Consider the following 22,214-nt stretch of genomic DNA (forward strand, 5'->3'; position numbering starts at 1 on the left):
CAGCCTGCCGCCACGCCCCGCGCGGCGCGAGCCGGGGCGCGGGGCGCCGCGCCGAGGGGGACGGCGGGCGGGCTCAGGTCATCACGAACTCGCACCACACGCACTTGCCGCTGCCCCTGGGCTCCACGCCCCACACGTCGGCCAGCCGGTCCACCAGCATCAGGCCGCGGCCCGAGACCCCGGAGTCGCCCGCCTCGCGGCGCCTCGGCAGGGCGCTGGAGCGGTCCGCCACCTCCACCCGGAGCCGGGGCTGCGGGCCGGTCAGGACGCGCAGGGTGACGATGGCGGGCCCGTCGGTGTGCATCAGGGCGTTCACGATCAGCTCGTCCGCGACGAGCTCGATCTCGTCGGCCCGCCCGCGGGCGCCCCAGGCACGGACGGCCGCGCCGATCATGTGACGGGCCGAGACCAGCCCTTCCGGGTCGCCGGGGGCCACGTGTTGCTGGAGCCGGCCACCGGCCTGCGGGGCGTCCTCGCCCCGACGGCGCAGCAACAGCAGGGCCATGTCGTCGTCCCCGCCCCGTTCGTCGACGACCTCGCATAGCCGGTCGGCGAGCAGCTGAAGGTCCGCGGGGCCGCCGCGCACCCGTTCGGTGAGGACCCGTATCCCGTCGTCGAGGTCGGCGCCGGGCCTTTCCACCAGCCCATCGGTGCAGAGCAGGAGCGTTTCTCCCGGATCCAGCTCGACCGTGGTCACCGGATACTCCAGCCGGCCGAACTCCGCCGACAGCCCGAGCGGCATCCCGCCCTCCACCGACAGCCGCCGGCAGTCCCCGTCGCGGGTGCGCAGGAGGGGGTCGAGGTGGCCGGCCCGGACCAGTTGCAGGACGCCGGTGGACAGGTCGGCCTCCGCGTACGTGCAGGTCGCGAAGCGGTCGGTGTCGAGTTCGTGGAGGAAGACGGAGGCGCGGGCCATCACCGTGGCGGGCGAGTGCCCTTCGGCGGCGTAGGCGCGCAGCACGATGCGCAGCTGTCCCATCACGGCCGCCGCGTGCGTGTCGTGGCCCTGGACGTCGCCGATGACGGCGCCGACCCTGCCGCCGGGCAGCGGGATGACGTCGTACCAGTCCCCGCCGATGTCGCGGCCCATGCGCGCGGAGCGGTAGCGCACGGCGATGCGGCCGCCGGGGACGTCCGGGATCCGGCGCGGCAGCATGGCCTGCTGGAGTCCCTCGGCGAGGTCGTGTTCCTGTTCCAGCAGCATCGCCCGTTGGAGGCTCTGCGCGATGCTGCTGCCGAGGGCGACCAGCAGGTTGCGCTCCTCCTGGGTGAAGCCGTCCTTGTCCTGGTAGAGCAGGCCGATGGCGCCGATCGGGCGGGCCTGGGCGATGAGCGGCAGGTACGCGGCGGCCGAGATCCGCATGTAGGAGATCTTCGACCACAGGGCGGGGTAGTCGGCGGCGAACTCCTCGGCCGAGTCGAGGAAACGGGGCTGGAGGGAGCGGACGACCTCGCTCATCGGGTACTGCTCGTCGATGCGGGTGTAGCGGGTGCCGGGGACGAAACTGTCGGCGGGGCCCTCGGCCACCAGGTGGATGCGGCCCGCCTCGACGAGGCCCATGACCATGCCCATGGAGCCGAGGCGTTCCAGTCCGTGGGCGTCGCCGATGACGTCGATGACGTCCCGGACGGTGCGGGCGTGCGCCAGGGCCGCCGTGGTGCTCTCCACCACGGAGGTCTGGCGGCGGCGTTCCTCGTCGAGTCCGAGGCGCTCGGCGGAGTGGCTGAGCTCCTCCGTCGCGTCCCGGACGATGCCGATGATCCGGTACGGGCGTCCGTCCGCCTCGCGCATGACCCGGCCCTGGGTGTGGGTCCAGCGCAGGGTCCCGTCGCGGCAGCGGATGCGGAAGTAGGCGCCGTAGGTGTCGACGCCGCTCTTGAGGGCGCTGGAGACGAGGGCGTCGAGCCGGGTGGACTCGGCGCGCGGCACCCGGGGCCCCAGGGACTCGGGGCGTCCGTCGTACTCCCGCGCGGTCGTGTCGAACACCTCGAGGGCGGCCGCGTCCATGTGCATGAGCCCGGTGACCAGGTCCCAGTCGAAACTGCCCATCCGGTTCAGCGACAGGGAACGGTCCGGGTGCGCGGGCCAGTCCTCCGGCAGCGATACGGTGCTCGGCACCGGTCCACCATGACACAGCGCGGGTTCAGGCGCTCTCCAGGTACTGGCCCGAGTCCATGGTCTCCTCGTCCATCGGGAATCCGTCCGGGTCCAGCGGGACCGAGGGGTCCACTAGCTCGTCGTCGGGGGAAAGGGGCAGGTCGGGGGCTTCCGGGGCCAGGTCGGTCGGTACGTCGGAGGGGGCGTCGGGCGCCTGCGGCCGCTGTTCCGCCGGGGGCCGCTGCGGGTTGGCCTGGGGTGCGGGCGGGACGCCGGGGGCGGTGGCGGGACCGTTGGCGGCGCCGCTCTCGGAGGGACACGGCGTGCTCGGGGCCGCGGCCGACGGGGGGTCGGCGGCGGGCGGACCGGCGGGCGGCACGTCGAGCGGGCCGTCGAGCGGGCCGGCCGGCGGCACGTCGAGCGGCGGGAGCTGTTCGTAGGGCACGTCGGACGAGGGGGCCGCGGGAGCGTCCTCGGGCAGGTCCGCGAGCGGGTCCGTCTGCGGATCGGCGGACGGGAGCGCGGCGGACGGCGGACCCGCGTGCGGCACCCCGCCCCGCGGGGCCGGCGCGACCTGCGCCTCGCCCGGCACGCCGTTGCGCATGTCGTTCTGTACGTCGCCCTGTACGTCGCTCTGCACGTCGTTCGGTGCCTCGTTCAGCGGGTCCGCCGTCCCGTCGGCCGGCGCCTCCCCGGGCGCCTCGATCGGCGGGAGCTGCTCGTACGGCACGTCGGACGTCGGCGGGTCCGTCGGCGGGGCCGTCTCGGGCAGGTCGGCGGGCGGGCCCGCCGGGGGCGCGGGCGGCGCGGCCCGCGGCCCGGTGCGTTCCGGACCGCCGCGGCCGGCCGCGCCGCCGGCGCACGGGTCGGAGGAGGAGGGCGTGTTGGGGGTGAGGGGGCCGTTCGGGATCCCCTCGGCCGGGTCGAAGCGGGGCACCACCTTCGGGGTGCGGTCCTGCGCGCCGTCGTCACCGATCCGACGCTCGATCCAGGTGTTGTCGGCGGTGTTGACGATGAGCAGGTGGGTGAGGACCTGGGCGGCGGGCTCGATCACGGTGACCTGGTTGGCCTGGTAGCCGTTCCACTGGTCCCCCTTGAGCACCGGGTCGCCCTTCGCGGCGCGCGGCGCCCCGATCGGGTTGCCGCAGGCGCAGCGAACGCGGGGCATGCCGTGCTCGTCGACGAGGACGGCGCTGCCGGCCTGGAGCACGGCCTGGTATCCGGCGGGTCCGCCGTCGCGGAAGCCGTGGTCGGTGACGCGGGTGTCGGCGCGCAGCACGACGGGGGTCAGTGCCCGCAGGAACTGCGGGAGGGTCTCCTGGCCCACGCCGGAGGCTTGGGCGAAGGCCCGGGACTTCGCATCGTCCGTGGTGAGGAGGTTGACCTGGCGTTCGACGTCGCAGCTGCCGAGCCGGTTGGTCCCGCCGTACAGGCCGGGGGTGGCGGCGGCGATGGTGCGGATGCCCCGGCCGGTCCGGTTGGGCACCGGGGGCTGGACGGGCGCGGATTCGGCGGTGGCCGTCGAAGGGGTGAACGGGTCGGGTCCGGGGGCACCGACGGGCTGGAGGAGCACCTCCTGGCTCTCGGCCGCCGCGCCCTTGGTCTGTTCGTGGCCGGATCCGCCGCAGCCCGAGGCGAGCAGGCCGGCCAGGGCGAAGAGGGCCGCGCAGGCCGGTACATGACGGCGTGGCGCCTGACGGGGTGTCGGTGCGGACACGGCATGCATGTCGTTCACGCTTTTCTCCCTTTTCGCCCCGAGTTGTTGTCTCTTGTCTGCCGCATGCGCCACGGGCCCGCAAGTGGAGTGGGGCGAAGGGGCCCCTCGATGCCCCGAACAGCGTCTTGAACATGTTCAACAAACCCCGTAGGGTCGCACTCGACTTGAACACGTTCAAAGGAGTGGGTCGTGACGGTACTCGTGAACCTGATCGTCACCCTGGGGATGTTCTACGTGGTCCCCGTGGGCCTGCGTCTCATCGACCCGGACGGGCTCGCCCGCGCGGCCCGGCTGTGGCCCCTCGCCGCCCTGCCGGCCGCCGTCTGCCTCTGGCTCCCGCGCGGCGGGGCCGCCACCGCGCTCGCCGGCGCGTACGCCCTGGCGGCGGTGGCCCTGGCGGCGGTGGCCGTCGCCCTTCTGTGGCGCGCCGCGCGCGGCGGACGGTGGGACGGATCGCGGGCGCCTCGGGAGGTGGCCGCGTTCACCGCGCTCCTCTCGCCGTCGGTCGCCGCCACGGCCCTGGTCGCCGAACGCGCCGGGTACCGGCTGTTCGGCTTCGACCTCGACATCCTCGCCCTGACCGTGCCGCACTTCCACTACGCCGGTTTCGCGGCGGCCCTGATCGCCGGGCTGGTGTGCCGGGCGGCGCCCGGGCGGCGCGGAGCGCGCGGGGCGGCGTACAGCGTCCCGGCCGGGACCCTGCTGGTGCTGCTGGGCTACTTCGTCGACGACTGGGCGGAACTGCTGGGCGCGGCGGTGCTGACCGGCGGGATGTGGGCGGCGGCCCTGACGACCTGGCGGGAGCTGCTCCCGCGGGAACGCGACCGTACGACGGCGGCCCTGCTCGCCGGCTCGGCCGCGGTGCTGGTGGCCACGATGCTGCTCGCCCTGTGGTGGGCGGTGGGCGAGGCCACCGGGATCGTCCACCCGACCCTGACCTGGATGGCGGCCACCCACGGGCTCGGCAATGCGCTGGGGTTCGCCGTGTGCGGGCTGCTGGCCTGGCGCCGACGGGCCGCCGCCACGAGCACCGACCGGGACCCCGAACCGGCCCTCGAACCGAGCGGCGGACCCACCGGCGACCCGACGACCGGCGACCGGAGCGCCGAGGCCGGCGCCGGCCCGGCCCCCGCCGTCGCGCGCACCCCCTGACCCGCCGCCCCTCCCCTCCCCCGCACCGCCCCTACCGACCGCCCCGACCGAACGGAGACCACCCCATGACCCGCCTCACCGCAGCCGCCGCCGTGGCGAACGGCGTCACCTACCCCCACCGGGGCGCGACGGCCCGCCGGCCGCTCCCGGACGGGTACAACCACCTCCACCACCGCACCCGGATCGGCCGGGGGCGGGCCGCCTTCGAGGCCGCCGGCACGGCCGTCACCACCTTGGACGCCCACCGCACCTCGGGCCTGCGGGTCCGCGCCGACTCGGGCGCCGTGCGGCCGGGCACCCGCGTGGAGGTGGGCCTGGGCGTGGGCCCCCTGCGCGTCTCCGTCCCGTGCGAGGTGATCTGGACGGCGTACGAGCCCACCCGCACCGGGTTCGCCTACGGGACGCTGCCCGGCCACCCCGAGTGCGGGGAGGAGTCCTTCGTCGTGGAGATCGACGACGCGGGCGCCGTGTGGTTCACGGTGACGGCCTTCAGCCGACCGGACGCCTGGTACACCCGCCTCGCGGGACCGGTCGTCCCCGTCCTCCAGCGCGGCTACGCCGCCTGGCTGGGCCGCAGGCTGCGCGCGCTGGCCTGCGCCGCCTGATACTGGAGGGGATGGACTGGTTCACGGCGCCCGGCTACTGGTTGGGCCGGCTGGTCTTCCAGCGGGCCCTGGCCGGGGTGTACCTCTGCGCCTTCGTCGGGGCCGCGCTCCAGTTCCGGGCCCTGATCGGGGCGCACGGCATGTTGCCCGTCCCCCGCCACGTCCGCCACGTCCCCTTCCGGCACGCCCCGAGCCTGTTCCAACTGCACTACTCGGACCGCCTCTTCGCGGTGTGCGCCTGGTCCGGGGCCGCCGTCGCGGCGGCCCTCGCGGCCGGGGTGGGCGACCTGGTGCCGTTGGGCGTCGCCATGGCGCTGTGGGCGCTGCTGTGGCTGCTGTACCTGTCCATCGTCAACGTGGGTCAGACCTGGTACGCGTTCGGCTGGGAGTCGCTGCTGCTGGAGGTCGGGTTCCTGGCCGTGTTCCTCGGCAACGCCGCCATCGGTCCACCGGTGTTGATGCTGTGGCTGCTGCGGTGGGTGTTGTTCCGGGTCGAGTTCGGCGCCGGGTTGATCAAAATGCGCGGCGACCCCTGCTGGCGCGCGCTGACCTGCCTCTACCACCATCACGAGACGCAGCCGATGCCCGGGCCGCTGAGCTGGTTCTTCCACCGCCTCCCCCGGCCCCTGCACCGGGTGGAGTGCGCAGCGAACCACGTGACCCAACTGCTGGTCCCCGTTCTGCTGTTCACCCCGCAGCCGGTGGCCTCGTACGCCGCCGGGATCATGGTCGCCACCCAGTTGTGGCTGGTGTTGTCGGGGAACTTCGCGTGGCTGAACTGGCTCACCATCGCGCTCGCCCTCTCGGCCGTCGACTTCACCGGCCTCGCGGGACCGCCTCCGGCAGCAGCCTCGCGGCCGGCGCCCCTGTGGTTCGTCGCCCTGGTGTGCGCCGTCACGGCGCTCGTGCTGGTGCTCAGCCGGCGTCCGGTGGCCAACCTGGTCTCGCGGCGCCAGGTGATGAACCGCTCCTTCGACTCCCTGCACCTCGTCAACACCTACGGGGCCTTCGGCACGGTCGGCCGGATCCGCGACGAGGTGGTCGTGGAGGGCACGGCGGACCGGGTCCCGCGCGAGGAGGCGGAGGGCGGCACGTGGCGGGAGTACGGCTTCAAGGGCAAGCCCGGCGACGTCCGCCGCACCCCGCGCCAGTTCGCCCCGTACCACCTGCGGCTCGACTGGCTGATGTGGTTCGCGGCGCTGTCGCCGGGCTACGCGCGGGACTGGTTCGGCCCGTTCGTGGAGCGGCTGTTGGCGGGCGACCGGGACACCCTGCGGCTGCTGCGCCACAATCCCTTCCCGGACGCCCCGCCGCGGTTCGTGCGGGCCAGGCTCTACCGCTACCGGTTCACCACCTTGCGCGAGCTGCGCGAGACGGGTGCCTGGTGGCACCGCACGCTGTTGCGCGAGTACCTCCCGCCGACCCGTCTCGCGCCGGGGCGCTCAGTCGAGCCCGAGTAGCGCGGCCTCCCGCTCGGGCGCCAGCCCCTTGGTGGAGCGGTCGGGGCGCTGGGGTGCCTCGCCGCCGATCGAACGCAGCCAACTCCAGGTGTCGGCCACCGTCTCCTCGACGGGGCGGCACACCAGACCGCTCGCCAGGGCCTTGCCGACGTCGCCGGCGAACATGTAGTCGTGCGGCTCGCCCTCCCGGATCCACACCGGCAGCTCGATCCACGGTTCGATGCCGGCCGCCTCGATGGCGGCGGGGTCCGTCCAGCGGGGTTCGGCGACGGACCCGGCGGAGGCCACGCAGGCGTCGAGGAATCCCCCCATCGTGGCGTGGCCGGGCGCGGAGGCGAGGTTGTAGGCCCCGCCGAGGCCTGCCGCGAGGGCGTCGAGGGTCCAGCGCGCGAGGTCGCGCACGTCGATGTACTGGATCGGCAGGTCACGGGGGCCGGGGGCGAGGAACGGGCCCTCGCGCGCGACGCGGTTCAGCCACCAGGGAAGCCGGCCGGTGTTCTCGTACGGGCCGAGGATCAGGCCGGCGCGCACCAGCAGGGCGCGGTCCCCGAAGGCCGCCTCGGCGGCGAGTTCACCGCCGCGCTTGTCCTGCGCGTAGCCGACGGCTTCGGCGTCGGGCGATCCCTCCACCACCGGGCCGTCCTCGGCCATTCCGGGCGGCGCGGGGTAGGTGTACACGGAGCGGCTGGAGACGTACGCGTACCCTCCGGCGCGGCCCGCGAGCAGGCGGGCGCTGTCGCGGACGACGTGGGGGGCGCCGCTCCAGGTGTCGACGACGAGGTCCCACTCCCCCTCGGCCAGGGCGTCCAGGCCGCCGGGGGCGGTGCGGTCCCCGTGGACCGCGGTGGTCCCGGGCGGGGGCGCGTGGTGTCCCCGGTGGAAGACCGTCACTTCCCAGCCCCGGTCCAGGGCGTCCTCGGTGATCGCGCGTCCGACGAATTCGGTTCCGCCCAGCATCAGCAGTCTCATGCCTCGACCCTGCCCGGTACGGGCCCCGGGCGACAGCCTTGATCGCCGAGAGCGATGACGCCGAGGGCGTAGCGCGAACGGGAACCGCGCGCACGCCACGCCCCCGTCACCGTGGGGTGCGGGGGCGCGGTTCAGGCCCGTGGGGGTGGGCCGCCGGGCGTGGGGTGCCCGAGGTCCGGGTGTCCGTTGCTCGGGTATCGGACTTCGGACTTCGGGCGTCGGGGCTAGTCGACGCTCGGCAGGATGTGGGGTTCCGCCAGGTCGTCCTCGTAGCCGGCCAGTCGGATCGGGGCCGAGCGGGCCCAGACGTCGAGGCTGCCGAGCTCGTCGGACCGGGTGCCTGCCCTCGGTGCCGTGCGCTCCATGGTCGGGTCGGGCTTGGTCATTTCAGTCACCGCGCACTCCCTTGTGTCGCGTAACCCGGCGGGCTCGTCCGCGCGCCGGAGTAGGGATATAGAAGGTTTTCCGGACGCGGTGGCGCCATGGTGGAGCGGGGCCCGGGTGGGGCCTCCTTGCCGCTCAGGGTACACATATGAGCGGGGTTCCGCTCGATGGATCGGTAAAATCCGCGCTGGACCGCTGGTTTTCGCCGTGAGTTCGGTAACGCGTACGCCGGTGGGTCCGCTGGCACTGATCTGCTCGGCGATGGCGGCGCGCGAGCGCGGACGACGGGAGGGGTTGGGGTGGCGAGTTCCGGAGTTCCCTTGGTCCGCAGTGTGGACGAGTTGGTGGAGCTGCTGCACGCGCGGCACGGGCACGGGCTGCGGACGGCGGCGCTGCTGCGACGCTCTCACCCGTTCGACAAGGAACTCCAGGTCGCGGGGCTGCTCCAGGGCCTCGACGGGCCGACGGGCGACGGCACGGCCATCGCCGAAGCCGTGCGGGAACTGCTCGGGGAACGCGTGGCGCAACTGCTCCGGGCGGGTGACGCGGAGGCCGACGACCCGGACGCGGAGGCCCTGTCGACGGCCGCGCGGACCGACGCGCTCACGGGTTCCGAGGCCGGCCTCGTGGAGGACTGGCGTCCGGTCCTCGAACTGATCGTCGCCGGGGCCTACCACCGCTGAACAACACACCCGTACGGGTGAATTCGGCGGCGCGGCGCGCCCGGGCGCGACGGCGGCCCCGTACGCGGACGGCCCCGCGGGCCGGGGCGGCCGTGGAGGGCCGGGCCGGGCTCGCGGGGCCGGGGGTGCCGATCACCGGTGCGGGCCGTCGGGCCCGCGGGAGGCGTCCTACCAGTTGGCGGGGGCGTAGTCCTTGAGGAAGACGCCGTACAGGTCCTCGCCCTCCTCGCCGCGCACGATCGGGTCGTAGACGCGGGCCGCGCCGTCGACCAGGTCGAGGGGGGCGTGGAAGCCCTCCTCGGCGAGGCGCAGCTTGTCGAAGTGCGGACGCTCGTCGGTGATCCAGCCGGTGTCGACGGAGGTCATCAGGATGCCGTCGCTCTGGAACATCTCCTGGCCGCTGGTCCGCGTCACCATGTTCATCGCGGCCTTGGCGGCGTTGGTGTTCGGGTGCCCCGCGCCCTTGTAGCCGCGGCTGAAGACGCCCTCCATGGCCGAGACGTTGACGACGTACGCCCGGCCGCTGGACGCCTTGCGCGCGGCCTCGGCCATGGCGGGGCGCAGGGCGCTGATCAGGATGAACGGCGAGGTGTAGTTGCACAGCTGGGTTTCGAGCAGCTCCACCGGGGAGATCTGGTCGATGGTCTGCACCCAGGTGTTGCTGTCGACGACGTCGGGCAGCAGGCCGCCCGCGTCGATGGCGGTGCCGGCGAGGTGCCGTTCGAGGCTGGCGTTGCCGGCGACCAGCGCGAGGTCGGCGACCTTCTGGGCCTCCAGTCCGCTCACGCCGACGGGCAGCGCCGCGAGACCGTCGACCGCGCCGGAGTTGAAGGCTCCGATGACGTGGTGGGCGGGCAGCTCGCCGGCGGGGAGCGGGGCGCTCTCGCCCTCGACCAGGGCGGCGTAGGCGGTGGGCAGGCGGCGGACGGTCTGCGTGGCGTTGTTGACGAGGATGTCGAGCGGGCCGGCGGCGGCAAGCTGGTCGGCGAGGGCCACGGCCTGGGCCGGGTCGCGCAGGTCGATGCCGACGACCTCCAGGCGGTGCATCCAGTCCGCCGAGTCCTCCATCGCCTTGAAGCGGCGGATGGCGTCCTTGGGGAAGCGCGTGGTGATCGTGGTGTGGGCCCCGTCGCGCAGCAGCCGGAGCGCGATGTACATGCCGATCTTGGCCCGGCCGCCGGTGAGCAGCGCGCGCTTGCCGGTGAGGTCGGCGCGGGCCTCCCGCTTGGCCCGGTTCACGACGGCGCACGCGGGACAGAGCTGGTGGTAGAAGTAGTCGACCTCGACGTACCGCGTCTTGCAGACGTAGCAGGAGCGCGGGCGCTGGAGTATTCCGGCGATCCGGCCGGCCTCGGTGACGGAGGTGGGCAGGATGCCCTCGGTCTCGTCGTCGATGCGTTCGGCGGAGCCGGTCGCGGTGGCCTCGGTGACGGCCTTGTCGTTGGCGGTCTTGGAAGCGCGGCGCTCCTGGCGCCGGCGCTGCTTCACCGTGCGGTAGATGCCGGCGGTGGCACGGCGTACGGTGATGGCGTCCGGGTGGTCGACGTCGATCTTGTCGAGCTCGTCGAGCACGCTGAGGCACACGGCCAGCCGCTCGGGGTCGATGCCCGGCCCGTGGGCGTGCCCGTGGTCCTGGCTGTCTTCGGTCACCGTCATGGCCGCTGCCGTTCCCTGTTCACTCGTCCGCGTCCGCTTGCTGCGGAAGTCCCCAAAACGGCAACTGTACGGAGCCGACACGCCCGGGATCAAACCCGTCCCCGCACGCCTCACCCACCGCGAGCGCGCTGTCACGATCCGGATCGTTTCGTGATGTTCCGTGCCCTGTTCCGACAGCGCCGGCGCTCGTGTCGCACCGCGCCGCGGACGTCGGTGGGATCCCCGTCCGCGACCGGTCGGGAGCCGGCCGGAAATCGACGGAGGCCGGATCCGCCGTGCTCCGGCCGGAGTACTCCTGGAGGGCGACTCGGAAACCGATCAAGAAGCCTCCGGGCGGATGAATCGCCCGCCGCCGTGGGGCATGGTGGATTTCATGAGTGCCCTGAGCCTGTCGGTTCTGCTGTGCCTGGTGTCCGCCGTCGCGTACGCGGGCGGTGCGATCGTCCAGGAGCACGTCGCGGCGAGCTCCCCCGAGCGCGCCTACGCGCCGCTGCGCCGCGTCGCCTGGTGGGTGGCCGTGGGGCTGAACGGTCTCGGAGCCCTGCTGCACGTGCTCGCCCTGGCGTACGGGCCGCTCAGCCTGGTGCAGCCCCTGGGCGCGCTGACCATCGTGTTCGCGCTCCCGATGGCGGCCGTCCTCGTGGGACGCCGGGCGGGGGCCGCCGCCTGGCGCGGGGCGCTGATCGCCACCGTCGGCCTGGCCGGCTTGCTCGCCCTGACCGGGGGCGACGGCCGGGGACGCCAGGCCCTGGAGGGCGGCGAGCGGGGGCTGCTGCTGACGGTGACCGCGGCCTCGGTCGCCGCGCTGTTCCTCGCCGCGCACCGGGCGCACCGGCCGGTGCTGCGCAGCGTGCTGCTGGCCGCCGGCGCGGGAACGGCCTTCGGCATGGCCTCGGTGTTCACGAAGGCGGTGGCGGAGGCCTTCACGGCGGGCGCCGTGCCTTCGGGCGCCGCCTCGTCCGGTGCCCTGTCCTCCGGCGCCCTGTCCTCCATCGTCCCGGACGCGGTGGCGATCGCCGTGCTGGCGACCGGCGGGCTGCTGCTGTCCCAGGCGGCCTACCGGGGCGCCGGGCTGACCGCGCCGCTGGCCACCGTGACGGTGGTCAACCCGGTGGTGGCGGCGGCGGTCGGGATCTCCCTGTTCGACGAGGGCTTCCGGTACGGGGCCGCGGGCACCGTGGCCGCGCTCGCCAGCGGCGCCCTCGCGGCGGCCGGCCTGGTCCTGCTCACGGCCGTGCCGCCGCACGCGCGGGGGTCAGATGGAGACGCCCTTGCCCCGCAGGTACTTCAGGGGGTCGATGTCGGAGCCGTACCCGGGCCCGGACCGCATCTCGAAGTGCAGGTGGGGGCCGCTGCTGTTGCCGGTGTTGCCGGAGCGGCCGATCCGCTGACCGCCGGAGACCTGCTGTCCGGCCTTGACCCCGAGCGCGGACAGGTGGGCGTACTGGGAGTAGCGGCCGTCGGTGTGACGGATGACGACCTGGTAGCCGTAGGCCCCGGCCCAGCCGGCCGACTCGATGGTGCCGGAGGCGACGGCCTTGACGCTGGTCCCGGTCGGCACCGGGAAGTCGACGCCCGTGTGGTAGCCGCTGGACCAGGAGGACCCCGCGACGCGGTAGGCGGTGCCGATGGCGCCGTCGACGGGGGCGCTGAACCCTCCCGCGGCGGGCTTCTGCTGCGGTGAGGCGGGCTTCGCGGCCTGCTCGGGCTTCGGCTTCTCGGCGGGCTTCTGTGCCGGCTTGCTCGCCTCGGGCGTCGGCTTGGGCGCGGGCTTCGACTGTTCCGGCGTCGGCTTGGGCGCGGGCTTCGTCTGCTCCGGCTTCGTCTGCTCCGGCTTCGGCGCGGCCGGCTCCACGGGCTTGACCGGCTCGGCGGTGCGCGGCGGCTTCTCCGGGTTCTGCGCGGGCGGGGCGACCGGGGCGGTGGTGACGCGCAGGGTGAGCCGCTGCCCAGGGAAGATCAGGTTCGGGTTGGCGCCCACCGTGGCCCGGTTGGTCTCGTAGAGGGCCTGCCAGCCGCCCTCGACGCGCTGGTCGGTGGCGATCGCCGACAGGGAGTCCCCGGGGGCGACCACGTACGGGTTCGGCAGGACGGAGGTGCCCGTCGGACGGGGCGCGGTGACCGGCACCGGGGTGGTGGCCTTGGTCGGCAGCAGCGCGTCCATCGGCGCCTGCGCGGTCCCGGACGGCTTCGCGGCGGGCTCGGGCGAGGTCGGCGCGGAAGGCCGCGCGGACGACTGCGGCGAGGGCTTCGCGGAGGGCGCGGCCGAGGGCTTCGTCCCGGGCGCGGCGACGTTCACGGCGGGCGCGGGCCCGCTGCGGCTGAGCCCCGCCTGGGGCCCGCAGGAGGGCCAGGCGTTGGGCCCCTGCCCCTTGAGGACCTTCTCCGCGACGGCGATCTGCTGTTCCTTGGTCGCCAGGTCGGCGCGCGGCGCGTAGGTGGTGCCGCCGAAGGCCTTCCAGGTGCTCTGGCTGAACTGGAGGCCGCCGTAGTAGCCGTTTCCGGTGTTGATCCGCCAGTTGCCGGTCGACTCGCAGGCCGCGACGTCGTTCCAGGTGTCCACGGAGGCCGCCTGGGCGACCCCGGTTCCGATGAAGGGGAGGGCGATCCCCGCGCCACCGGCCGTGACGGCCAGCGAGGCCCGGTTGATGCTGCTCGGCTGGTACCGGCGGTGCCGGCCCCGTACACCCATGGGAGCCCCCCTGGAAGACATCAGGAACCGCACAACCTAACGCCGCGGCACTTCGCCGGCAAGGGCGACAACCAGCCTCCCTCAAGGCGAAGTTGAGGACACGTCGAGAACATCGGATCTGTTGTGATCCGTGTCGATGTAGCGTCGGCACTCCCCGCACATCGAGGCACGCAGGAGCGCACGCATGAGCAGCAGCACCGCCCAGATCGGTGTCACCGGACTCGCGGTGATGGGCAGCAACCTGGCCCGGAACTTCGCCCGCAACGGCTTCACCGTCGCCGTCCACAACCGCACCGCAGCGAAGACGAAGGCCCTGGTGGAGGAGCACGGCCACGAGGGCTCCTTCGTCGCGGCCGAGACCGCGCAGGAGTTCGTGGACGCGCTGGAGCGCCCGCGCCGCCTGATCGTCATGGTGAAGGCCGGGGAGCCGACCGACGCCGTGATCCGGGAGTTCGTCCCGCTGCTGGAGGAGGGCGACGTCATCATCGACGGCGGCAACGCCCACTTCGAGGACACCCGCCGCCGCGAGCGCGAGCTGCGCGAGCAGGGCATCCACTTCGTCGGCGCCGGCATCTCGGGCGGCGAGGAGGGCGCGTTGCTCGGCCCCAGCATCATGCCGGGCGGTCCCGCCGAGTCCTACGCCTCCCTGGGCCCGCTGCTGGAGAAGATCTCCGCCAAGGCCGCCGACGGCACCCCGTGCGTGTCGCACGTGGGCCCCGACGGCGCGGGTCACTTCGTCAAGATGGTGCACAACGGCATCGAGTACGCCGACATGCAGCTCATCGGCGAGGCCTACCACCTGCTGCGCGAGGTCGCCGGCTACTCCCCCGCGAAGATCGCCGAGACGTTCCGCTCCTGGAACGAGGGGCGCCTGGACTCCTACCTGATCGAGATCACCGCCGAGGTCCTCGCGCACACCGACGCCGCCACCGGCCGGCCGTTCGTGGACGTCGTGGCGGACGCGGCGGAGCAGAAGGGCACCGGCCGCTGGACCGTGCAGATCGCCCTGGACCTGGGCGTGCCCGTCTCCGGGATCGCCGAGGCCGTGTTCGCGCGCGCCGTCTCCGGGCACGGCGCGCTGCGCGACGCCGCGCGCGAGCTGGCGGGCCCGACGGCGGCCCCGCTGTCGGGCGAGGCCGCCGACGCCTTCGCCGCGCAGGTCGAGCAGGCCCTGTACGCCTCGAAGATCGTCTCGTACACCCAGGGCTTCCACCAGATCCAGGCGGGCAGCGCGGAGTACGACTGGAACGTGGACCTGGGCGCGGTCGCCTCCCTGTGGCGCGGCGGTTGCATCATCCGCGCGGCCTTCCTCGACCGCATCCGGGCCGCCTACGACGCCCGGCCCGACCTGCCGAGCCTGCTGGCGGACGCGCACTTCGCGCGGGAGACCGGGGACGCCCAGGACGACTGGCGCGAGGTGCTGGTCGCGGCGGTCCGCCAGGGCATCCCGGTGCCGGCGTTCGCGGCCTCGCTGGCGTACTACGACGCGCTGCGCGCGGAGCGCCTGCCGGCCGCCCTCACCCAGGGCCAGCGCGACTTCTTCGGGGCCCACACCTACCGGCGCACCGACCGGGAGGGCTCGTTCCACACCCTCTGGAGCGGTGACCGTTCCGAGGTCCGCACGGACTGACGCACGAGGGCCCCGGGCCGCGCGGCCCGGGGCCTGCCCACGGCTCCGTTCAGGCGGCTCCGTTCAGGATGGCCCCGTTCAGGCGACTTCGGCGCGGCTGAGGGGTCCGGGCTGCGGGATCGGCGCGGGCCCCGGCGGCGGGGGCACCGGGTCGGGCTCGGGAACCGGCGCGGGCACCGGCGGCACCGGGCGCGGGATCGGCTCCGGGTCGGGCAACGGCGGGAACGGCCTCGGGTCCGGCTCGGGGACCGGGGGCTGCGTCTGCTCTACGTTTCGCACCATACGTCCCACCTTCCCCCGAACCCGCGCGCTACGCCCCGCCCGCGCGACGGCGCTCGCGGCTCGCGCGGCCGCGGCGACGCGGCGGGCGCGGGGCGGCCTCGCCCGTCAGCGGCCGGCCCGTCCGGGTGAGCGGGGCCCCGGGTGCCCGATGAGCCGCAGGGCCGCGTCCAGGCCCGGGCGCGGGCTGGACAGGACCGGCAGCGGGGTGCGCGCGAGGGCCTCGGCGGGAGCCATGGAGGCCTGGGCCAGGACCACGACGTCCGCGTCGGTGACGGCCTCCACCGCCCGCGCCACGGCGGCGTGGCAGCCGGGGGCGTCGCCCGCCGCGAAGCGCTCCCAGGCTCCGGGCACCAGCAGGGTGCGCACCTCCAGCGGCCGCCCGGCGGCCTCCTCGGCGAGCAGCTCCGCGGTGGGGGCGAAGGTGGACTCCACGGTGGCGAGGACGACGACGCGCGGGCCGGTGCGCACGGCCCGGGCGGCCATCGGCCGGTCCACGCGCAGCACCCGCGTACCGGCGGCCCCCGCGAGCGACTCGGCGACCGAGCCCAGGGTGGAGCAGGTGACGAGCACCGGTGTGCCGGCCCCCGCCAGCAGCCCGCGCAGGTCGGCGGTGACGCTCGCCGGGCCCTCGGCGCGGGCCCGCTCCAGCAGCCCCGGCGCGACGACGTGGCGCAGGCCCGCCCCGGGGTGGTCCGCGTCGCGCAGGGCGTCGAAGACCGGGACGTGCGCCGGGGAGGTGTGCAGCAGCGTCAGCTCCGCCGGGCCGGCCGTCACCGCGACGCGGGGTCCGCGCGCAGCCGCGCCTTGGCCGCCTCGACCAAGGCGTCCGGGGCGGGGGGCGCCTGCTCGGGGTGGCGCGCGGCCCAGCGCGCCGCGTAGGGGCACAGCGGCACGACGGGGACGCCCTCGGCGGCGGCGATCCCGTAGAACCCCTCGACCAGTTCTCCGGCGATGCCCCGGCCCTCGTGGCCCGGCTCGACCACCGTGTGGACGGCGACGAGGGCGTGGGGCTCGGCGTCGAGGACGAAGTAGGCGATGAAGCCGACCGTTTGCCCGTCCTCGACGGCGAGCAGCCGCCCGGCCTCGCGCTCGACCCGCAGTGCGACCGACATGCTCGACTCCCCTCAGACCGCCACCGCGTGCGGGCTGCGCTCCTGGTCCGTGCCCGGCACGGGCGCGGAGGGATCCGCGCCCAGTTCAATGATCTTGTTGTCGGCGTCCACGTGCACGACGCGCGGCTTCAGCGCACGCGCCTCGGCGTCCTCGACCTGGGCATAGCTGATGAGGATGACCAGGTCACCGGGGTGTACGAGGTGCGCGGCGGCCCCGTTGATCCCGATGACCCCGGAACCGCGCTCACCCTCGATGACGTACGTCTCCAGCCGCGCCCCGTTGGTGATGTCCACGATGTGAACCAGCTCCCCGGGCAGCAGGTCGGCGGCGTCGAGCAGATCGGCATCGATGGTCACGGACCCGACGTAGTGCAGGTCGGCCTGGGTCACGGTGGCCCGGTGGATCTTGGACTTGAACATGGTGCGCAGCACGCTGAACTCCTAAAGGACGGCTCCCTGCCTGCTTTCTGCAGGTCAAGGGCGTTCCGCACACTACACCGGCGGACCTGGACCGGCGAAGGGCCGAACCCTGCGCAAAGCACGGCGCCGGGGGGTTCCCATCCGATTGAATGCGGACCGTGACACACGGTCCTGGTTTCACCGAGGAAGTCCTCCGTCGACTGGCGGGGGCGCGCTCCTTCGAGCGGGGACTCGGCTATCTGTCCTCGGTCTCCCGGCTGGAGATCGGAGAGGAAGCGATCACCGCCACGGTCGACGGCAGCGACGCCTACGGGGTGGAACTCACCGAGGACGACGGGCTGACCGGCCGGTGCGACTGCCCTTTCGGACGGGACGGCAACTTCTGCAAGCACTGCGTGGCAGTCGGCCTGACCGTGTTGAGGCAGGTCGATTCCGTGCCGCGGCTGCGGTCGGCCGCCGCCGCGCGTACCCGACTGCTGGAGACATGGTTGACATCCCGTACCGGGGAAGAACTGCTCGCCCTGGTACGGGAGCAACTGGCCGACGACCGTGACCTGCGGCGGCGCCTCGAACTGCGCGCGGCAGCCGCCGGGGAGGACACCGGCATCCTCCGGGAACGCGTCCTGAGCCTCCTCGACACCCGCCCCTTCACCCGCTACGGGTACGTCGAGTACGCCGACGCCCACGCCTACGGGCGGCAGGCGAGCGAGGCCGTCACCGCGCTGCGGGCGCTGACGGCGAGCGGCCGGGCGGCCCAGGCGGTGCGGGTGGCCCGCGAGGCCCTCCAGGCCCTGGGGCGCGCGTACGGCGAGATCGACGACTCGGACGGCCTGATCGGGAACGTCGCCACCGGTCTGGCGGAAGCCCATCTGGAGGCCTGCCGGACCGCCCGGCCCGACCGGGTGGAGACCGCCGAGTGGCTGGTGCGGTACCTGCTGGACGAGACGAACGAAGCCACCGACATCGACCTCTTCGACTACCGCGAGGTGCTCGGTGACCCGGGCCTCGCCCGGGCGCGGACATTGGTGGTGGCCGCGTGGCGGGCCAACCCGAAGGGATGGACGGAGAAGTACCTCATGGAGCGCCTGCTGAAGGCCGGCGGAGACGGCGTCGACGCTCTGGTGGAGGTGCACGCGGCGGACCTCGCCCCGAACGGCCACACCCACCTGGTGATCGCCAGGAAGCTGGAGACGGCGGGCCGCGCGGCCGAGGCGTTGGAGTGGGCCGAGCGCGGCCTGCGGGAAGCCGACCCCGAACGGGGACCGGACAGCGATCTGGTCGCCTTCGTCTGTGAGCGGTACGAGCGGGCCGACCGCCTCGCCGACGTGGTCGCGGTCCGCCGGAACCTGCTGCGCGCCCGCCCCTCGTTGGCCGCCTACCGGCAGCTGCGTGCCGCGGCCCGTGCGGCCGGAACCTGGGAGGGCGCCGACCGCGCGGACGCCCTGGCGTCGCTGAAGACCCTCGACCGGCACGGGGCAGGCCACCGACAGGACGGCTCCCTGCTGGTCGACGCGCTCATCGACGACAACGATCTCCGGCGCGCCTGGCAGGCCGCCACCGACGGCCACGCCGACCGGCGCCAGTGGCTCGTCCTGGCCGACCGGCTCCGCGACCGGCGACCGGCCGACGCACTGACCGTCTACCGCCACTGCATCGAGCCGCTGCGCCGGCAGACCGGTGTCGGCACGTACGAGCACCTCGCGGAGCTCCTGCTCAGCGCTCGCGCCTGCCATCGGGCGCTCGGCACCGAGGCCGAGTTCGCCACCTACCTGGCCGCCTTGCGCGCCGACCAGAAGCGCAAGCGGAAACTCATGGCCCTTCTCGACGAGCGCGGGCTCTGAGCGGACCGGCCCACCCCGGGATCGCGTCGCCGTCGAGGACGAGCGCGGTACCCGGAGGGCGTCCGGGGGCGGGGCTCCGTGCCGCCGGATCATGGTGACGGAACGTCAGATTGGGTGGGGTTTGTCCGCGCCCGCGGGCCCGTTCGCCAGCGCGCCGCCGGCGAATCGGTCAAGCCCCGGCAAGTAACCGGCAAGGCCGGGGAATCCGGGGCGGGTCGGGGCCGGTCGCCATTGACACGACGGGGTCACGGCGTGGCAGAGTCGGGCAAAGTCGCTGCTCACTGACGTGAACGGCGCTCGCTCGCCGTCCGGTTCCATGAGGCGGCGGCGATGGACGGGCCCGCCCCAGCCCTCCGTCCCGGTCCGCTGCCGGTCGGTCGGCGCCGACCCGCGGGTGGGCCCGGCACGGGGGCGATGGAGGAACCGGTCGATGAAGAAGCTCACCCATCCCAGGGAAACGGAATCCGAGCCGGCACCGTATGCGACGCGATGTCCGGAACGTGATCGCGCCGCGGTCCACGCGTGCGCCCGCGGCCTTCGCACGTCGCCGCTCGACAGTGTCCGCCGCGCCGCAGGAGTCGCGCTCGACACTCCCTCGACCGCCACGGGGCGGTCCACGACCGCACGTGAACCAGGACTCGGACGGGTCCGTGCCCGCGCGGCGGCGCGGCACCGGGGCGTGACGGGAGCCGGCGACGACGCCGGCCGCGTCGAGCACGCCCCCACCGCCGCCGCCCCCGGGCGCTGACGCGCGTAGCCGGAGACCGGGTGAGGAGCGGACCGCTCTCCCCGGCCCCGTCCGATCCGCCGGCCGTTCGACTCGCGGCCATGACACGAGGAGCATTCATGAGCGTCACGGCAGGGCCGGTGACGGATCTCCGCGATCCCACGCTCGACGACTTACGCGACCAGGCCCAGCAGCTCGCGGAGATGGCGACCAGACTGTTCGAACGGCAGCGGGCCGCCGCACCCCATCCCGCGGCGCCCCTGGACCCGGAGGAGACCGACGAGGCGGTCGCGGCCCGCATCGTCCAGCAGGCGGGGCACCACGTCGTCCTCGCGCAGTCGAGCTACGCGGCGGGCCCCCACGAGTTCGAGGACCTCCTGCTGAACCGACTGCACGCCCAACTGCTCGCGCGGGGCGCCGAGGTCCGCATGATCCTGCCGAGCCGACTGCTCGGCGACGACGAGGCCCTGACCCACCTGTGCGAACTGGCGCGCCGCGGCGCCGACATCCGCCTGTCCCCGCACAGACTCCCCACCACCACCGTCTTCGACGGCAGCCTCGCCCTGGTCGACTGCGCCGGCGGCCGCAACCAGGGGTTGGCCGTGGTAAGGGACCTGGACACGGCCAGGGCGATGGCGGTGCTGCACGACGCCGTGTGGGACGGCGCCGTCGACCTGGCCTCGGTCTGCGGCAACTGGGCGGACGACGAGAACGTCCTGCGCGTGCTGCGCACGCTCAGCCAGGGGCACACCGACGAGAAGGCCTCCCGTGACCTGGGGTTGTCGTTGCGCACCTACCGCCGGCACATCGCCTCGCTCATGACGCGTCTGGACGCGACGTCGCGCTTCCAGGCCGGGGTGCGGGCGGCTCAGCTCGGTCTCATCGACGCCACCGAGTAGACGCGGGTCCGTACCGCCCTTCGGGCCCTCTCCGCGGCGCTCGCGCCGCTCCGGAGAGGGCCCGATCGCGTGTCCCTGGCATCAACCTGCCAATGATTTCGGAAGATGGCACGTTGATGCGCGAGTGACCGAAGTCGTCATCCTCCCTGACTAATCTCGACAATCGTCGGGGCGTCGCTTGAGCGGCACTCGACCGCCGCGCCGCACGAATCGGGTGCGGAGCAGTCACGGGCGGAGCGACCGATACGGGGGAACATGTACGACGTCATCATTGTGGGAGCGAGGATTTCCGGTTCCGCGACGGCGCTGATCCTGGCCGGACGCGGATACCGGGTCCTGCTCGTGGACCGAATAACCTTCCCGAGCCCGACCAGTTCGTCGACCAATCTGATCCACCCGCCCGGAGTGCTGAGGCTGCGCCGTTGGGGCGTGCTCGACCGGCTGAAGTCGCACACCATTCCGGAGATCACCCACTATTCCCTGCAGAGCGGCTCCGTACGGCTCGTGGCACCGCTGCCGGCCGTGGAGGGCGTGGGGTACGCCCTCTCCCCGCCCCGGATCAGCCTGGACCAGGCGCTCGCGGAGGCCGCCGTCGAAGCCGGCGCCGAGCTCAGGGAAGGGATTTCGGTCCAGGAACTGCTGCGCGAGAACGACACCGTCGTCGGTGTCGGCGGCGTCTCGAAGAGTTCGGGAAGAATTCACGAAAAGGCCACGATCGTGGTCGGCGCGGACGGAAAGAATTCCCGCGTGGCGCAGTTGGCAGGCGCGGAGAAATACCGTGACGAGCCGGTTCTGAGCAAGAGTTCCTGGACGTACTGGGAGGGACTGGAACAGGAACCGCTGGTCCGTACGTACCGGAAGAGCCGGCGCCATCCGTTCAGCTGGCCGACGCACGACGGGCTTTCCATCGTCGGTGTGGCCTGGCCTGCCGATACCTTTCCCTCGGGGGATCCCGACCAGACCGACCGGACCGTTGTCGAGGCCTTCACCGACGCCGATCCGGAATTCGCGGAAAGGCTGCTTCAGGGCCGCCGCGGCGACCGTTGGCTGACCGGTGCGGTCCCCAATTTCCTGCGCACCTCCCACGGGCCCGGCTGGGCGCTCGTCGGGGACGCGGGCGCCACCAGGGACCCCATCACCGCCTCCGGGATCACCCACGCGCTGCTCGGGGCCGAACTGCTCGCCGACGCCATCACCGAGGGCCTGTCCGAGCGTCCCATGGCGGAGGCGATGGCCGACTACACGGCCCGCCGCGACCGGCTGATCGGCGACCACTACGACTACACCCGGGACTACGCGAAGGTCGCCGACCACTCCCCCGAGGAACGCGCGCTGATCGCGGCGATGAGCCGCAGCCCCCGGCACGGCCAGGACATGATCGGCCTGTTCGCCACCATCGTGCCCCCGGACCAGTTCTACACCCGGGGCAACTTCCGGGAGCTGTTCGGCCACCTGGGCTCCGGCCCCGACGTGCCGTGGAAGTCCCGCCTGGTGCGCTGGCTGATCGACGGGGTGCCCGGCCGTCCGGCCTGGGCGTCGAGCACCGCCGACCGGCTCATCGCCGCGAAGATCGGCCCGATGGGCGAACTGCTGCTGCGCAGCCCCGAGCCGACCGCCTGACCCTCACGCCGACCGCCCGAGCCGGCACGCCCGATCCATCACGCCTGCCCCATCACGCCGGTCGCCCGTGCCACGACGCCGGGCCCGGCCGCCCTCCGGCCCACGACCGCCGAGCGGCACGGACGACGAGGTCCGTGGCCGCGTACGGCCTCGTCGCACGGCACCGCGGTCGACGCCATAGCCGTCGACGCCACCGCCTTCGACGCCGGCCCGCGTGCCGTCCGCGCACGCGCCGGCCGTCCGCGCGCCGGCCCCGCCGCGTGCCCG

At 73.9% G+C, this 22,214-nt stretch carries 18 protein-coding genes and 1 pseudogene; 9 read left to right on the top strand and 10 right to left on the bottom strand.

Going from position 1 to position 22,214, the window contains the following annotated elements:
* Positions 1-73: 73 nt before the first annotated feature.
* Both AB0D01_RS25575 and AB0D01_RS25580 read right to left on the bottom strand, forming a co-directional pair.
* On the bottom strand, positions 74-2,137 hold the full coding sequence (locus AB0D01_RS25575; protein ID WP_363059153.1) for a SpoIIE family protein phosphatase: 2,064 nt from the start codon (positions 2,135-2,137) through the stop codon (positions 74-76).
* A gap of 7 nt (positions 2,138-2,144) precedes the next feature.
* A complete protein-coding gene (locus tag AB0D01_RS25580) occupies positions 2,145-3,824 on the bottom strand; it encodes a DUF6777 domain-containing protein (RefSeq protein WP_363059155.1) in 1,680 nt (559 codons plus the stop codon).
* 180 nt (positions 3,825-4,004) lie between these two features.
* On the opposite strand from AB0D01_RS25580, the gene AB0D01_RS25585 reads away from it, so the two are divergent.
* The 3 genes from AB0D01_RS25585 (at position 4,005) to AB0D01_RS25595 (ending at position 7,032) form a co-directional block, all read left to right on the top strand.
* Entirely contained in the window at positions 4,005-4,967 is a 963-nt protein-coding gene (locus AB0D01_RS25585; RefSeq protein WP_363059075.1) for a YndJ family protein, read from the top strand.
* A 65-nt stretch (positions 4,968-5,032) separates the two neighbouring features.
* Positions 5,033-5,572, top strand: a complete 540-nt coding sequence (locus tag AB0D01_RS25590) for a DUF1990 domain-containing protein (RefSeq protein ID WP_363059077.1) — start codon at positions 5,033-5,035, stop codon at positions 5,570-5,572.
* An 11-nt stretch (positions 5,573-5,583) separates the two neighbouring features.
* Positions 5,584-7,032: a lipase maturation factor family protein gene (locus AB0D01_RS25595; protein ID WP_363059079.1), complete on the top strand. Its 1,449-nt coding sequence runs from the start codon at positions 5,584-5,586 to the stop codon at positions 7,030-7,032.
* Here the strand turns inward: AB0D01_RS25595 and AB0D01_RS25600 are convergent.
* Together AB0D01_RS25600 and AB0D01_RS25605 are read right to left on the bottom strand one after the other, a co-directional pair.
* Positions 7,015-8,001: an NAD-dependent epimerase/dehydratase family protein gene (locus tag AB0D01_RS25600; protein ID WP_363059081.1), complete on the bottom strand. Its 987-nt coding sequence runs from the start codon at positions 7,999-8,001 to the stop codon at positions 7,015-7,017. The two genes, AB0D01_RS25595 and AB0D01_RS25600, sit on opposite strands and share 18 nt — an antisense overlap.
* Before the next feature lie 224 nt (positions 8,002-8,225).
* The gene (locus AB0D01_RS25605; protein ID WP_363059159.1) at positions 8,226-8,396 is read right to left on the bottom strand and encodes a hypothetical protein; all 171 of its coding nucleotides are present in this window, start codon (positions 8,394-8,396) and stop codon (positions 8,226-8,228) included.
* 309 nt (positions 8,397-8,705) lie between these two features.
* Between AB0D01_RS25605 and AB0D01_RS25610 the strand changes: the two genes are divergently transcribed.
* Positions 8,706-9,068, top strand: coding sequence for a hypothetical protein (locus AB0D01_RS25610; protein ID WP_363059083.1), 363 nt, complete (start codon positions 8,706-8,708; stop codon positions 9,066-9,068).
* A gap of 168 nt (positions 9,069-9,236) precedes the next feature.
* Here the strand turns inward: AB0D01_RS25610 and AB0D01_RS25615 are convergent, their stop codons facing one another.
* A complete protein-coding gene (locus AB0D01_RS25615; RefSeq protein ID WP_363059085.1) occupies positions 9,237-10,724 on the bottom strand; it encodes an SDR family NAD(P)-dependent oxidoreductase in 1,488 nt (495 codons plus the stop codon).
* A gap of 373 nt (positions 10,725-11,097) precedes the next feature.
* Here AB0D01_RS25615 and AB0D01_RS25620 point away from each other — a divergent pair.
* Positions 11,098-11,955: pseudogene (locus AB0D01_RS25620) on the top strand (DMT family transporter); the annotation flags it as partial.
* Positions 11,956-11,979: 24 nt separating this feature from the next.
* On the opposite strand, the gene AB0D01_RS25625 reads toward AB0D01_RS25620, so the two are convergent.
* Positions 11,980-13,416: a transglycosylase family protein gene (locus tag AB0D01_RS25625; protein WP_363059087.1), complete on the bottom strand. Its 1,437-nt coding sequence runs from the start codon at positions 13,414-13,416 to the stop codon at positions 11,980-11,982.
* A 184-nt stretch (positions 13,417-13,600) separates the two neighbouring features.
* Here AB0D01_RS25625 and gndA point away from each other — a divergent pair, with 184 nt between their 5' ends.
* Positions 13,601-15,046: an NADP-dependent phosphogluconate dehydrogenase gene (gndA, locus tag AB0D01_RS25630; protein WP_363059089.1), complete on the top strand. Its 1,446-nt coding sequence runs from the start codon at positions 13,601-13,603 to the stop codon at positions 15,044-15,046.
* A gap of 78 nt (positions 15,047-15,124) precedes the next feature.
* Here the strand turns inward: gndA and AB0D01_RS25635 are convergent, their stop codons facing one another.
* From AB0D01_RS25635 to panD, 4 genes are all read right to left on the bottom strand, one after another.
* Positions 15,125-15,328: a hypothetical protein gene (locus tag AB0D01_RS25635; RefSeq protein WP_363059091.1), complete on the bottom strand. Its 204-nt coding sequence runs from the start codon at positions 15,326-15,328 to the stop codon at positions 15,125-15,127.
* A gap of 105 nt (positions 15,329-15,433) precedes the next feature.
* On the bottom strand, positions 15,434-16,102 hold the full coding sequence (locus AB0D01_RS25640) for an arylsulfatase (protein WP_363059093.1): 669 nt from the start codon (positions 16,100-16,102) through the stop codon (positions 15,434-15,436).
* The gene (locus AB0D01_RS25645) at positions 16,099-16,440 is read right to left on the bottom strand and encodes a GNAT family N-acetyltransferase (RefSeq protein ID WP_363059095.1); all 342 of its coding nucleotides are present in this window, start codon (positions 16,438-16,440) and stop codon (positions 16,099-16,101) included. Before AB0D01_RS25645 ends, AB0D01_RS25640 begins: the two co-directional genes overlap by 4 nt.
* Positions 16,441-16,452: 12 nt before the next feature.
* Positions 16,453-16,872: an aspartate 1-decarboxylase gene (gene panD / locus AB0D01_RS25650; protein ID WP_363059097.1), complete on the bottom strand. Its 420-nt coding sequence runs from the start codon at positions 16,870-16,872 to the stop codon at positions 16,453-16,455.
* Positions 16,873-17,018: 146 nt separating this feature from the next.
* Here panD and AB0D01_RS25655 point away from each other — a divergent pair, with 146 nt between their 5' ends.
* The 3 genes from AB0D01_RS25655 to AB0D01_RS25665 all read left to right on the top strand — a co-directional run bounded on the left by AB0D01_RS25655 (position 17,019) and on the right by AB0D01_RS25665 (position 21,947).
* Complete coding sequence (locus AB0D01_RS25655; protein ID WP_363059099.1) at positions 17,019-18,701, top strand: SWIM zinc finger family protein; 1,683 nt, start codon at positions 17,019-17,021, stop codon at positions 18,699-18,701.
* A gap of 846 nt (positions 18,702-19,547) precedes the next feature.
* Positions 19,548-20,327 (top strand): LuxR C-terminal-related transcriptional regulator, encoded by a 780-nt coding sequence (locus AB0D01_RS25660; RefSeq protein WP_363059101.1) that lies wholly within the window; start codon positions 19,548-19,550, stop codon positions 20,325-20,327.
* A gap of 255 nt (positions 20,328-20,582) precedes the next feature.
* Positions 20,583-21,947 (top strand): NAD(P)/FAD-dependent oxidoreductase, encoded by a 1,365-nt coding sequence (locus AB0D01_RS25665; RefSeq protein ID WP_363059103.1) that lies wholly within the window; start codon positions 20,583-20,585, stop codon positions 21,945-21,947.
* Positions 21,948-22,214: the final 267 nt, after the last annotated feature.

The organism is Streptomyces sp. NPDC048606 (genome assembly GCF_040650855.1).
In the GTDB taxonomy this organism is placed as follows: domain Bacteria; phylum Actinomycetota; class Actinomycetes; order Streptomycetales; family Streptomycetaceae; genus Streptomyces.